The organism is Streptomyces sp. NPDC052773, assembly GCF_044547145.1.
In the GTDB taxonomy this organism is placed as follows: domain Bacteria; phylum Actinomycetota; class Actinomycetes; order Streptomycetales; family Streptomycetaceae; genus Streptomyces.
Genome location: NZ_JBITZX010000009.1, coordinates 173,109 through 185,901 on the forward strand (window position 1 = coordinate 173,109; position 12,793 = coordinate 185,901).

9 protein-coding genes are annotated in these 12,793 nt (G+C 73.4%); 3 read left to right on the forward strand and 6 right to left on the reverse strand.

Annotated features, from left to right (window positions below):
• Nucleotide 1: 1 nt before the first annotated feature.
• From ACIG0D_RS21365 to recG, 5 genes are all read right to left on the reverse strand, one after another.
• Nucleotides 2-646: a YceD family protein gene (locus tag ACIG0D_RS21365; protein WP_399803044.1), complete on the reverse strand. Its 645-nt coding sequence runs from the start codon at nucleotides 644-646 to the stop codon at nucleotides 2-4.
• 128 nt (nucleotides 647-774) lie between these two features.
• A complete protein-coding gene (locus ACIG0D_RS21370; protein ID WP_399803047.1) occupies nucleotides 775-1,842 on the reverse strand; it encodes an ATP synthase F0 subunit B in 1,068 nt (355 codons plus the stop codon).
• 99 nt (nucleotides 1,843-1,941) lie between these two features.
• A complete protein-coding gene (coaD, locus tag ACIG0D_RS21375) occupies nucleotides 1,942-2,421 on the reverse strand; it encodes a pantetheine-phosphate adenylyltransferase (RefSeq protein WP_399803363.1) in 480 nt (159 codons plus the stop codon).
• 26 nt (nucleotides 2,422-2,447) lie between these two features.
• Nucleotides 2,448-3,035 (reverse strand): 16S rRNA (guanine(966)-N(2))-methyltransferase RsmD, encoded by a 588-nt coding sequence (gene rsmD, locus ACIG0D_RS21380; RefSeq protein ID WP_399803049.1) that lies wholly within the window; start codon nucleotides 3,033-3,035, stop codon nucleotides 2,448-2,450.
• Nucleotides 3,036-3,192: 157 nt separating this feature from the next.
• Nucleotides 3,193-5,400, reverse strand: coding sequence for an ATP-dependent DNA helicase RecG (gene recG / locus ACIG0D_RS21385; protein ID WP_399803051.1), 2,208 nt, complete (start codon nucleotides 5,398-5,400; stop codon nucleotides 3,193-3,195).
• A 192-nt stretch (nucleotides 5,401-5,592) separates the two neighbouring features.
• Here recG and ACIG0D_RS21390 point away from each other — a divergent pair, with 192 nt between their 5' ends.
• Both ACIG0D_RS21390 and ACIG0D_RS21395 read left to right on the forward strand, forming a co-directional pair.
• A complete protein-coding gene (locus ACIG0D_RS21390) occupies nucleotides 5,593-7,428 on the forward strand; it encodes an HSP90 family protein (protein WP_399803054.1) in 1,836 nt (611 codons plus the stop codon).
• On the forward strand, nucleotides 7,428-10,523 hold the full coding sequence (locus ACIG0D_RS21395; protein WP_399803057.1) for a tetratricopeptide repeat protein: 3,096 nt from the start codon (nucleotides 7,428-7,430) through the stop codon (nucleotides 10,521-10,523). Before ACIG0D_RS21390 ends, ACIG0D_RS21395 begins: the two co-directional genes overlap by 1 nt.
• A gap of 91 nt (nucleotides 10,524-10,614) precedes the next feature.
• Here ACIG0D_RS21395 and ACIG0D_RS21400 read toward each other — a convergent pair whose 3' ends face one another.
• Entirely contained in the window at nucleotides 10,615-12,339 is a 1,725-nt protein-coding gene (locus tag ACIG0D_RS21400) for a DAK2 domain-containing protein (RefSeq protein WP_399803060.1), read from the reverse strand.
• A gap of 265 nt (nucleotides 12,340-12,604) precedes the next feature.
• Here ACIG0D_RS21400 and rpmB point away from each other — a divergent pair, with 265 nt between their 5' ends.
• A complete protein-coding gene (gene rpmB, locus ACIG0D_RS21405) occupies nucleotides 12,605-12,790 on the forward strand; it encodes a 50S ribosomal protein L28 (protein WP_003993230.1) in 186 nt (61 codons plus the stop codon).
• The last annotated feature ends 3 nt before the right edge of the window (nucleotides 12,791-12,793 follow it).

The window sequence follows — 12,793 nt, forward strand, 5'->3', positions numbered from 1 at the left end:
GCTACTTCTCCTGCTTCTCGTCGACGCCCGCTTCGGCGCCGCTCATCTCGTCCTTATCGCCGGATTCGAGCGAACCGGCGATTCCCTGCAATGCCGCCCAACGGATGTCGACGGCGTCATGGTGGTGGTCCGGGTCGTCCGCAAGGCGCGCTCCGCACTCGGAGCACAGGCCCGGGCAGTCTTCCTGGCACACCGGCTGCATCGGCAGTGCGAGCACCACCGCATCGCGCAGCACAGGTTCGAGGTCGAAGAGTCCGTCCTCGAGGAAGAGCCTGTCCTCGTCGTCCTCGGCGTCGTCGGCCGGCTCCGCTTTGACGCGGCCCCGGTCGTCGGCGTCAGGGTACGAGAACATCTCCTGGAAGTCCGCTTCGAGCTCCTGCTCGAGCGGCTCCAGACACCTTACGCACTCCCCCTCGGCCGTTGCACGGGCGGTGCCTGTGACAAGCACCCCTTCCATGACCGACTCGAGTCGGAGCTCCAGCTCGACCGGGTTGCCTTCCGGCACCCCGATGACTCCCTGGATACCGAGATCCTGGGGAGCGTCGATCGTGCGGGTCAGGCGCTGCAGCGCGCCAGGACGCCGACCCAGCTCGTGCGTGTCGAACACGAGGGGGTTGCGGTGGTCGAGGCGGGCGTGAGAGGCCATTCCTGCTTTCGATCTTCCGAGCTAGGGGGACGCCGCCCTTCGGTGTTCCCGGGCAGCGCTGATCGCATGGGTACGCGCGACCGAAGAGCCAGGATACTTGACCTTTCGCTCTCGGCCCAATCCGCGGGTCAGCCGTTGCCGCGGCCCTGTTCGTAGGCCCGCAGCTGCTCCGCGCTGATCATGCTGGTGTCGAAGAGGCTGGTCTCGTCCAGGGCGTACCCCTGCGGGGCCTGGGGAGCCTGCGGGGCCTGGGGCGGCTGGGCGGGCTGGGGCGGGATCGGCTGGGCGGCCTGCTGGGCGTACGCCGCCTGCTGGGGGTCGTAGCCCTGGTACGCCGCGTAGGGGTCGGCCTGCTGGTAGCCGTAGGGGTCCTGCTGGGCGTAGCCCTGCTGGTAGCCGGCGTAGGGGTCGGGCTGCTGCGGGTAGCCGTACGCCGGTTCCGGCTGCTGGGGGCGCTGCTCGGCCTGGGCGTCCTGTTCCGCCAGGGCGGCGAGGTCGGCCAGGTAGTCGGCGTCGCTGGAGTGCTGGACGGTGCTGGTGTCGTCGGCGAGCGCGCCGAGGTCGTCGCTGGCGATACGGCCGTGCAGCTTCTGCCGGCCGCGGCCGACGGCCTCCAGGGTCTTGGCGAGGACCGCCTCGAAGGCGCCCAGCTTGGCGTCCACGTACTGGTCGGCGGTACGGCGCAGGGTCTCCGGGTCCTGGCTGCGCTCGGGGGCGTCCTCGTCCTCGTAGCCCTGCTCGTCGAGGCCGGGGCCGGTGCCGAGCAGCTTCTCGCGGCCGCGGCCGACCGAGCCGAGGGTCTTGGTGAGGACGACCTCGAAGTTGGCGAGCTTGGAGTCGACGTAGTCGTCGGCCTCGGCGCGGATCTCCTCGGCCTCCTTGCGGGCCTCGGCGAGGATCCGGTCGGCCTCGGCCTGGGAGCGGCGGGCGACCTCGGTGTCGGAGATCAGCGAGCCGCGCTCGGCGTGCGCGCTCGCGATGATCCGCTCGGCCTCCTGGCGGGCCTGCTCGACCATCTGCTCCCGGTCGCCGATCAGCTCCTGGGCCCGGGCGAGCGAGTCGGGCAGCGCCGCGCGCACCTCTTCCAGCATCGAGAGCAGTTCGGCGCGGTTGACCACGCACGAGGCCGACATCGGCATCGACCGGGCACTGGAGACCGCCGCGACGATCTCGTCGAGCTTCTTCTGCACGTCCACCGTGTGCTCGCCACTCTCTACAGCTGTGTTGGAGACGGACGGGACGACTGTACGGCCCCGGGGCGTCCGGCGGACACCGGGTGACGGGCCGTCAGCGTCTCAGTCCTGCCGCAGCCGCTTGGTGAGGGCGTCCAGGACCTCCGGCGGCACCAGGTGGGAGACGTCGCCGCCCCAGGCCGCGACCTCCTTGACCAGGGAGGACGACAGGAAGCTGTAGGTGGGGTTGGTGGGCACGAACAGCGTCTCGACGCCGGTGAGGCCGTTGTTCATCTGGGCCATCTGCAGCTCGTAGTCGAAGTCGCTGACCGCGCGGAGGCCCTTCACGATGGCGGGGATGTCGCGCTGCTTGCAGAAGTCGACGAGGAGGCCGTGGAAGGCCTCGACGCGGACGTTGGCGTACTCCGAGGTGACCTGGCGGATCAGATCGATCCGCTCGTCGATCTCGAACAGGCCCTTCTTGGACTTGTTGATCATCACCGCGACGTAGACCTCGTCGTAGAGGCGGGAGGCGCGGGCAATGATGTCGAGGTGTCCGTTGGTGATCGGGTCGAACGACCCGGGACAGACGGCGCGGCGCACTTGAGATCCCTCGCTCTCCGGTCCGGTCATGGCGCGTCTTCGCACGTAGAGGCGGCGCGACCGTACCAAAACGTTCCCTCTCCGTAGCGACGGGCCCTCAGCGGCTCGAAGCCGTCCGGCCATACGAATTCTCCGCCTCTGGTGCTGCGCTCCACGGTGACGAGGGCGTCCGCCGCGAGCCACCCTTCCGAGCGGAGTGTGAGCAGAATCTCGCGAAGATCGTGATCTGTGACTCGGTACGGCGGGTCCAGGAAGACGAGGTCGTACGGCTGCTCGGGTGAGGCGCCGCGGATGATCTGCTCCGCTTTGCCCGCCCTGACCTCGGCGCCGGGCAGGCCCAGGTTTCTCACGTTCTCCCGGACGACGCGGACGGCTCGGGCGTCGGCCTCGACGAGCAGGGTGTGGCCCGCGCCGCGCGACAGGGCCTCCAGGCCGACGGCGCCGGAGCCGGCGTACAGGTCGAGGACCCGTTCGCCGTCCAGGGGGCCGCCGAGGAGGGACTGCCAGGTGGAGAAGAGGCCCTCGCGCGCTCGGTCGGAGGTGGGGCGGGTTCCTGTCCCTGGCGGGACGGCCAGGCGGCGTCCGCCGGCCGCGCCGGCGATCACGCGGGTCATCTCGGGTCCTTGTTCGTGGGGTTCTTACTGGTTCAGTTTGGCAGGCGGGGGTCAGGGGTGGTTCATCGTCGTGGGCGGCTGCAGGTCCGTCGTGGTCGATGGCCACGCGGCGGAGCCGCATATCGATACAGCCCCGCGCCCCTTGCCTGGGTCTCCCTCACCCCTTTTCCAGGTACTGCTCCCTCTCCTCGTCCAAAAGAGCGTCCAAGGCCGTACGGAGCCCTGGGAGGGTCGTGAGGTCGGGGTCCGCGGCGACGATCTTCGTGGCCTCCTCCCTGGCCTCCGCGATGATCTCCTCGTCCTCGATGACGGCGAGGACCTTGAGGCTGGTGCGGGCGCCGGACTGGGCCTGGCCGAGGACGTCGCCCTCGCGGCGCTGCTCTAGGTCGATGCGGGAGAGTTCGAAGCCGTCGAGGGTGGAGGCGACCGCGTTCAGACGCTGGCGGGCGGGACTGGCCTCGGGCATCTCGGTGACCAGGAGGCACAGGCCGGGGGCCGAGCCGCGGCCGACCCGGCCGCGCAGCTGGTGCAGCTGGGAGACGCCGAAGCGGTCGGCGTCCATGATCACCATCACGGTGGCGTTGGGGACGTTGACGCCGACCTCGATGACGGTGGTGGCGACCAGGACATCCGTCTCGCCGGCGGCGAAGCGGCGCATGACGGCGTCCTTGTCGTCGGGGTGCATACGGCCGTGCAGGACCTCCACCCGAAGACCCTGGAGGGGGCCCTTGGCGAGCTGGTCGGCGACCTCCAGGACGGCGAGAGGGGGCCGCTTCTCCGCCTCGTCCTCGGGGGACGGCTTCTTGGTCGCGCTCTTCGGGTCGGACTCCTCGTCGCCGATGCGGGGGCACACGACGTACGCCTGATGGCCGTTCGCCACCTCCTCGCGGACGCGTTCCCAGGCCCGGGCGAGGAAGTGGGGCTTGTCGGCGGCGGGGACGACATGGCTGGCGATCGGGGAGCGGCCGGCCGGGAGCTGGTCGAGGACGGAGGTCTCCAGGTCGCCGAAGACGGTCATCGCGACGGTGCGCGGGATGGGGGTGGCCGTCATGACGAGGAGGTGCGGGGGCTGCTTGCCCTTGCCGCGCAGGGCGTCGCGCTGTTCGACGCCGAACCGGTGCTGTTCGTCGACCACGACCAGGCCGAGGTCGTGGAACTGCACCTTGTCCTCGATCAGCGCGTGCGTGCCGATGACGATCCCGGCCTCGCCCGTCACCAGGTCGAGCAGGGCCTGCCGGCGGGCCGCGGCGCCCATGGAACCGGTGAGCAGCACGACTTTCGTGCCCTGCTCGGCACCACCGAGCATCCCGCCCTCGGCCAGCTCCCCCATCATCTCCACGACCGACCGGTGGTGCTGCTGGGCGAGCACTTCGGTGGGCGCGAGCATCGCGGCCTGCCCACCGGCGTCGACGACGGCGAGCATGGCGCGCAGCGCCACCATCGTCTTCCCGCTGCCCACCTCGCCCTGGAGCAGCCGGTGCATCGGGTGTTCCGTGGCGAGGTCGTCGAAGATCTCCTTGGAGACCTTGCGCTGGCCCTCGGTGAGGGTGAAGGGGAGGCGGGCGTCGAAGGCGGCGAGGAGGCCGTCGGGGCGGGGTTTGCGGGGGATGGCGGGGAGCTGGGCGTCGGCGTGGCGGCGGCGGGCCAGGGCGACCTGGAGGACGAAGGCCTCGTCCCACTTGAGGCGGTCGCGGGCGGCGGTGATGTCCGCCTTGGTGTGCGGGCGGTGGATCTTCAGGAGGGCTTCGGGGAGGGGGAGCAGGCCGCGGCCCTCGCGCAGGGCCGGCGGGAGCGGGTCCACGGCCTCCTGGACGCTGGGCAGGACGGTCTGGACCGCCTTGCCGATCTTCCAGGACTCCAGCTTGGCGGTGGCGGGGTAGATGGGGATCAGGGAGCCCGCCCAGGACTCCACCGCCTCCTCGCTGTCGCCGCGCAGCAACTCGTACGCCGGGTGGGCCAGTTGGAGGCGGCGGTTGAAGACGGAGACCTTGCCCGAGAACATCGCGTGGGTGCCGGGCAGCAGCTCCTTGAGGGGCTTGTGCACGCCGTTGCCGAAGAAGACCAGCTGGAGCCGGCCGCTGCCGTCGGTGATGGTCACCTCCAGGCGCTGGCCCTTGCCGCGGGGCGCCCGGCTGGAGGCGAACGTGTGCAGGCGGGCGTCGGCGACCTGGGCGACGACCGTGACGTGTTCGTCCATGGGGAGGTCGGCGAGGTGGGTGAGCTGGCCCCGTTCCTCGTATCTGCGCGGGTAGTGGTGCAGGAGGTCGCCGACGGTGTGCAGGCCGAGATGCTCGGCCATCACCTTCGCGGTGGCGGGGCCGAGCACCTTCTTCAGGGGTTCGTCCAGTGCGGGCACGAGATCCATTGCACACCACGCCACTGACAACGCGCTGGCGACGTCCGGGGAGCGTTGCCGTATCGGTCTGGGAAACCCCTGGTCAGGCGCGTCGCTCGGGCTCTAGGATGACGCGCTCCGGCCATCCCTCTCCGCGGTCACCGCCTCACCGGGACCGCCCGACCCCGCGCCGTAGCCCCTCCCCCCACCGGCGTTGTGACGATGGACTCCCAGACCTCACAGTCATCACAGGCATCCCAGGCACCCTCTTCGCCTCATACGTTCCAGGTCGACCTGCGTGGTCTGGTGGACCTGCTCTCCCATCACCTCTACTCCAGTCCCAAGGTCTACCTGCGGGAACTGCTGCAGAACGCGGTCGACGCGATCACCGCGCGGCGGGTCGAACAGCCCGACGCCCCGGCCCGGGTGCGGCTGTACGCGCACGACGGCACGCTGCGGGTGGAGGACTCCGGTGTCGGGCTCACCGAGTCCGATGTGCACAGCCTGCTGGCGACGATCGGCCGCAGCTCCAAGCGGGCCGACGGGCTCCGGGAGGCGCGCGCGGACTTCCTCGGGCAGTTCGGCATCGGTCTGCTGGCGTGTTTCGTGGTCGCCGAGCGGATCCGGGTCGTCAGTCGCAGCGCCCGTACGCCGGACGCCCGTCCCGTGGAGTGGACGGCGTCGGACGACGGCTCCTACACCGTGCGGACCCTGCCGGACGAGGCCCGGCCCGAGCCCGGCACCACCGTGCACCTGACCGCGCGTGCGGGTGCCGCGGAGTGGCTGTCCGAGGAGCGGGTGCTGGAGCTGGCCCGGGACTTCGGCTCGCTGCTGCCGTACGACGTACGGGTCGGCGAGGAGGCGGTCACCGACCTGCCCGCGCCGTGGGACCGGCCGTACCCCTCCCCCGCCGCCCGCCGGGTGGCGCTCGCGCGCCACTGTCACGAGCAGTTCGGGTTCACCCCGCTGGACACGATCGACCTCGACGTGCCGCTGGCGGGCATACGCGGGGTGGCGTACGTCCTGCCCTCCGCGGTGAGCCCCGCCCAGCGCGCCCGGCACCGGGTGCATCTGAAGGGCATCCTGCTGACCGAGCGGGCCGAGCAGTTGCTGCCCGACTGGGCGTTCTTCGTGCGCTGCGTCCTCGACACCGACAGCCTGCGGCCCACCGCGTCGCGGGAGGCGCTGTACGAGGACGAGACCCTGGCCGCCGTACGGGAGGCGCTGGGCGAGCGGATCCGGTCCTGGCTGACCGGGCTCGCGGCCGGCGATCCGCAGCGGCTGACGGCGTTCCTGTCCGTGCACCACCTGGGGGTGAAGTCGCTCGCGCGGCACGACCGGGAGATGCTGCGGACGATGCTGCCGTGGCTGCCGTTCGAGACGACCGACGGGCAGCTGTCCCTGGAGGAGTTCGCGCAGCGGCACCCGGTGGTGCACTACACGCGGACCGTCGAGGAGTTCCGGCAGGTCGCCCCGATCGCCTCCGCGCAGGGCATCGGCGTCGTCAACGGTGGCTACACCTACGACGGCGACCTGGTCGAGGCGCTGCCCGCGGTCCGTCCGGGGACGGTCGTCGCCGAGCTGGACGCGGACACGGTGACCGCGCATCTGGACTGCGTCGACCCCGGCGAGGAGCTGGCCCTGGCCGACTTCCTGGCCGCCGCGCGGGCCACGCTCGACCCGCTGGGCTGCGATGTCGTCCTGCGCGCCTTCCACCCGCTGTCCGTGCCCGCGCTGCACCTGGACGACCGCGCGGCGCGGCACGAGCAGGCCCGCGCGGACGCCGAGGAGCAGGCCGACGAGCTGTGGGCGGGCATCCTCGGGTCGCTGCGCGGCGGCGCCCCCCGCGCGCGGCTGGTGCTGAACCATCTCAACCCGCTGATCCGGCGGATCGGTTCGCTGCCGGACCGGGAGCTGATCGCCACGGCCACGGAGTCCCTGTACGGCCAGGCCCTGCTGATGGCGCAGCGCCCGCTGCGGCCGGCCGACTCGGCGTTGCTGAACCGGGCCTTCATCGGCCTGCTGGAGTGGGCCACTCACCGCGAGGACGAGCACTGATGAGCGAGATCACGGACATCGACGCCCTCCGCCGGGCGCTGGCGGAGAACGCGGCCCGCCCGGAGGGTCCGGCCCGCAACGCGCGCGCTGAGCAGCTGCTGGCCGCGGCGGAGCGGCTGGACGAACCGCTCGCCGTGATCGAGGCCCTGGGGCACCAGCTGACGGTCTACAACTACAGCTCCGAGAAGGCCAAGATGTTCGTCCCGTTCGCGCGGCTGCTGCGCATGTGGGACGAGCGCCCCGAGGACTTCGACGCGCAGGAGACCCACTCGCTGCACTGGGTCTTCAAGTGGATGACGACCGGCATGCTGGTCCAGCCGCACATCCCGCTGGCCTCGATCGAGAAGTGGCTCGCCGAGATGGAGCGGCGCTACCGGCTGGCCGGACACTCGGAGCGGGCGGTGCGCAGCGCCGAGTTCCATGTCGCCGCGCACGTCGGGGACGTGCCCCGCGCGGAGCGCGCCTACGCGGCGTGGCTGGCCGCCGACCGGGACTCCATGGCCGACTGCCACGCCTGCGAGCTGGACGGGCAGGGCTGGTGGCAGGCCGAGCGGGGCCGGGACGAGGAGGCGCTGCGGCTGTGGCGGCCCGTCCTGGAGGACGAGTTCTCCTGCGCCCACGAGCCGCACGCGGTGCTGGCCTCCTCGCTGCTGCCGCTGGTACGGCTGGGACGCCTGGACGAGGCGCGCGCCCACCATCTGCGGGGTTTCCGGCTGGTGCGGACCATGGAGAGCATGCGCGGCGCCTACGCCGAGCACGTGGAGTTCTGCGCGCTGACCGGCAACGAGGCGCGTGGTCTGGAGCTGCTGGCGGAGCGGCCGGCGTACTTCACGGACGACGGGCAGCCGCGCAGCCGGATGGATTTCCTGAGCGTGGTCGCACTGCTGATGGACCGGCTGACCGCGCTGGGCCTCGGGGACCGGCAGGTGCCGGGGCCCGCCGGGCGGGCGTGGACGGCGCGCGAACTCGCCGTCCACGCGCGCGCGGAGGCGCTGGCGCTGGCCGCGCGGTTCGACGAGCGCAACGGCACGTCGTACGTCAGTGAGCACGTCCGCGCGCGCATGGATCAGCCGGCGCTGGTGGACCGGCTGCCGCTGGGGGTACGTACTTCGCGCTCGGCGCACACGGCGCACTCACCCGCGCCCGCCGTTCCGGCGGCACAGCCTTCCGTGCTCTCGGGCGCGGACGGAAGCCCCGCTTCAGGCGGTGCGGACTCCGGACCCGGCGGTGCGGACTCCGGACCCGGCGGTGCGGACGGCGCGGAAGCCGGCATCGACGCCCTGCTGGCCGAGGCCCGCCGCCTGTCGGACACCCTCCAGCCGAACGCCGTCGAGGCGTGGGCGGCGGTCGCGCGGGCCGCCGAGGCCGTGCCGGGCCTCGCGCTGGACGCGCGCGACCGCGCGGAGATCGCCGACCACGAGGCGATGGCCCTCGGCCCGGAGGGCGCCGCCCTCTTCGAGCGGGCCGCGGAGCTGTACGCCGAGGCGGGCGACCCCGGCGAGGCCCTGGCCGCCCACGCGCGTGCCGCCTACGTCCGCGCGCTCGCCGGTGACGTGGACACGGCCGTGACCGCCGTCGCCGCCCTCTACGACCGGGTCCTCGCGCTCTACGCCGAGGACGCGACCGGCATACGCCAGACCGCGTCGGTCCTGATGGGCCGCGCGCGGATCCTGATGCGGCGGGTGTACGAGGCGGAGGAGCCCACCGGGAACGACCCGACGCCCCGCGCGGACGACCCGGTCCTGGTGGAGGCCGAGGCCGCCGTCCGGGAGGTGCTGGCGCTGGTGGACGGGCACACGGGCGGTGACGTACGGCTGGCCTCGCGGGCGGCGGAGGCGCGGGCGATGCTCGCGGAGCTGGCGCTGCGCTCCGGTGGCCCGCACACGGCGGCGGCGCTGTTCACGCGGGCCGCCGGGGAGTACGTGACCGCGGGGCTGCCGTGGTTCGCGGTGGAGTACGAGGCCCGGCTCGCCGGGATCGCCCACCAGCTCGGTGACGCGGCCGAGGCGGAGCGGGCGCTGCGCGCGGCCCTGGAGCACGGCGGAGCCCAGCTGGAGCCCGTGGGGCGGGCGCAGCTGCACCTTCAGCTCGCCGAGGTGGTCGGCGGCCGGGGGCAGGCCGAGGAGGCCGCCGAGCACGCCCTGGAGGCGGCGCACTGGGCCGACGAGGCGGGCGAGTACCGCACCCTCGGCGCCTGGGCGCGCCATCTGCTCGGCGGGTTCCTGCTGCGGCAGGGGCGGTGGGCCGAGGCCGCGGAGGTGCTGGAGTCGGCGCTGCCCGATCTGACGGCCGAGACGCACGGCGACGGCGCGGTGGTGCAGACCCAGTGGTGGCTCGGCGACTGCCTGAGCGAGCTGGGCGAGCACCAGGCCGCCGCCGAACGCCGTCTCCAGGCCGCGGAGATCGCCCGGCACTGGCCCGAGCAGCACGATCACGCGACCCTCGCCCACCTGGCCGCGGAGTCCCTGGGCCAGGCGGGCATGCCGGCCGAGGCGGACCGGGCGTACGCGCGCGCGGGCGAGCTGTGGCGTGCCCTGGGCAACGTGCACGGCCTGGTCCGCTCGCTGCGGGCCCGCGCGTGGCTGGCCCTGCGCGCCGAGGACGGCTCGGACGGCTCGGACGGTGAGGACCGCGCGGACAGTGCGCACGGCTCGGACAGTGCGCGGCGGCTGATGACGGACGCCCTCCGGGAGTGCGCCGCGGCCCTGGCGGCGGCGCCCGACGAGGAGGCGCGGCAGCGGCTCGCCGCGGAACTCGGTCACACCCACCGCCAGTTCGGCGATCTGCTGGCCCGCTCGTGCGCCGAGGACGCCGAGGACGGTTCGATCCAGGCCGCGTTCGAGGCGGCCCTGGCCCAGATGACGGAGGCCGTCGCGGTGTTCGCCGCCCTCGGTGACGACGCCCTGCACAGCCGTACCGGCGCAGAGCTCGCGGCCGGGTGGCTGGAGGCCGACCTGGGCCGCGCCGCCGAGGCGGCGGCACGCGCGCGTGCGGTGCTGTCGGCGTACGCCGGCGAGGACGACGAGGCGGCCCGGGCGCGGCGGGCCGAGGCGGAGCAGATGCTGCGGGTGGTGGGCGAGCAGCAGGACCGCTGACCGGGTCCGCGCGCTCACTCCGCCCGGCTCACCGGCGGCCCCGCGCGCCCGCGCCGCCCCGCCAACCGGCCCCGGGTGCCGCCGGGGTTGCTCACTCCACCCCGATCAGCACCAGCGATCCCTGCCGCCCGCCCCGGTACACCACCGTGTCGACGGCCAGGTACGCCTCGCGCACCCGGGCCTCCAGCCGGTCCGCGACCGACTGCGGGGCCTCGTCGCCGAGGACGATGGTGACCAGCTCACCGCCGGCCGCGAGCATGCGGTCGAGGACGGTCCGGGCGGTGGCGGTGACGTCGGCGCCGATGACGGCCACGTCCCCGTCGATGAGCCCGAGGACGTCACCGGCCTGGCAGATGCCCGCGGTGGTCCAGGACTGCTCCAGGGCGACGGTGACCTCGGCGTAGCGGGTGGCGCCCGCCGCCGAGGTCATCGCGACGACGTCCTCGTCGAAGCGGCGCTCGGGCTCGTGCACCGCGAGCGCCGCGATGCCCTGGACGGCGGAACGGGTGGGGATGAGGGCCACCCGGATGCCCTCCGCGCGGGCCTGCTCGGCCGCCGCGGCGGCGGTGTGGCGCAGGTCCGCGTCGTTGGGCAGCAGCACGACCTCGCGCGCGTGGGCACGGCGTACGGCGTGCAGCAGCTCTCCGCTGGCGGGCGGCTCCCCGGGGCGGGCGAGCACGGTGGTCGCGCCCGCGTCGGCGTAGAGCCCGGCCAGCCCTTCGCCGGGCACGACGGCCACCACCGCGCGCTGGGTCCGCTCCGCGGGCGGACGCTCCCCCCGCGCGGTGTGCACGTCGCCCACGCCGAAGTGGGTGATCCGGATCCGGTACGGCCGTCCGGCCTCGACGCCCGCCTCCACGGCGGCGCCCGCGTCGTCCACGTGCACATGGACGTTCCACAGCCCGTCGCCGCCGACCACGACGAGGGAGTCCCCGAGCGCGTCCAGCCGCTGCCGCAGCCGGTCCACGGCGTCGTCGTCGGCCTCCAGGAGGTAGATCACCTCGAAGGCGGGTCCGCCGTCCTCCGGCGCCGCCGCACCCTCGGTGCAGACCTGCGCCTCCCCCTCCGCGCCGCACTCCGCGCCCTCCACGGGTGCCTCAGCGACCCCCACGCGCGCGTGGACCCCGGACAGCGAGGTCGGCACCCCGCTCGGCGCCTCGCCCGTGAACGTCTCCACCAGCGCCCCGAGGACCGCGACCAGCCCCCGCCCGCCGGCGTCGACCACCCCGGCGCGCTCCAGCACGGCCAGCTGCCGCGGGGTCGCGGCGAGCGCGGTGCGCGCCCCGTCGTAGGCGGCCCGCGCGACGGCCCCGCAGTCGCCCTCGGCCGCCCCGGCCGCGTCGGCGGCGGCCGAGGCGACGGTCAGCACGGTGCCCTCCACGGGACGGGCGACGGCCTGGCGCGCGGAGTCGGCGGCGCGGCGCAGCGCGAGCCGCAGGCCGGGGCCGTCGGTGTGCGGGGTGTCGTCGGCGGCGGCGAGCACCTGGGCCATGCCGCGCAGGAGCTGGGCGAGGATGGTGCCGGAGTTGCCGCGGGCCCCGATGAGCGCCCCGTGCGCCATCGCGCCGACGGCCTCCGCGAGCGAGGGCCGCTCCGGCCGCCCGGACCCGGCCTCGTGCCCGGCGAACACCGCCTCGACCGCGGCGGCGGCCGACTCCACGGTCAGATACAGGTTCGTGCCCGTGTCACCGTCCGCCACCGGGTACACGTTGATCGCGTCGATCTCCTCGCGCGCCCGCCCGAGGGCGGTCAACGCGAGTCCGCACCAGGTGCGCACCGCGAGAGCATCGAAGAATGTCTGCGGCACCTGCGCCACCTGCGCCTCCCTGAGCTGCTGGACTGGACGCAGCGTAGACCCAGGGCCGGTGGGCGCCGGAAGAGGGCCGGGGCGGGCCCCGGAGCAGCCATGGTAGTTTCGTTCCACGGGTGCAGCCGTTGTATGCTGCTCCGGTTGCCCGATCCTGATCGGGCCATTCCCCCTGGCAGCGCCACTCAGATCGACTGCTCGAAGTGAGCCCAAGATCTCGATCCCGGCATGCCGGGATTAACCGTAAGTGCATCTGAAGTCTTTGGAGTGACCCGTGGCTGCCAACTGCGACGTCTGCGGCAAGGGGCCGGGCTTCGGCAACAACATCTCGCACTCGCACCGCCGTACGTCCCGCCGCTGGAACCCGAACATCCAGCGTGTGCGTACCGTGGTCGGCGGGACGCCGAAGCGCGTGAACGCTTGCACCTCGTGCATCAAGGCCGGCAAGGTCTCGCGCTGACGC

Coding starts and splice junctions, on each gene's coding strand:
- recG (WP_399803051.1), bottom strand. CDS start 5,400: ATGGATCTCGTGCCCGCACTGGACGAACCCCTGAAGAAGGTGCTCGGC.
- rsmD (WP_399803049.1), bottom strand. CDS start 3,035: ATGACCCGCGTGATCGCCGGCGCGGCCGGCGGACGCCGCCTGGCCGTC.
- ACIG0D_RS21390 (WP_399803054.1), top strand. CDS start 5,593: ATGGACTCCCAGACCTCACAGTCATCACAGGCATCCCAGGCACCCTCT.
- ACIG0D_RS21365 (WP_399803044.1), bottom strand. CDS start 646: ATGGCCTCTCACGCCCGCCTCGACCACCGCAACCCCCTCGTGTTCGAC.
- ACIG0D_RS21395 (WP_399803057.1), top strand. CDS start 7,428: ATGAGCGAGATCACGGACATCGACGCCCTCCGCCGGGCGCTGGCGGAG.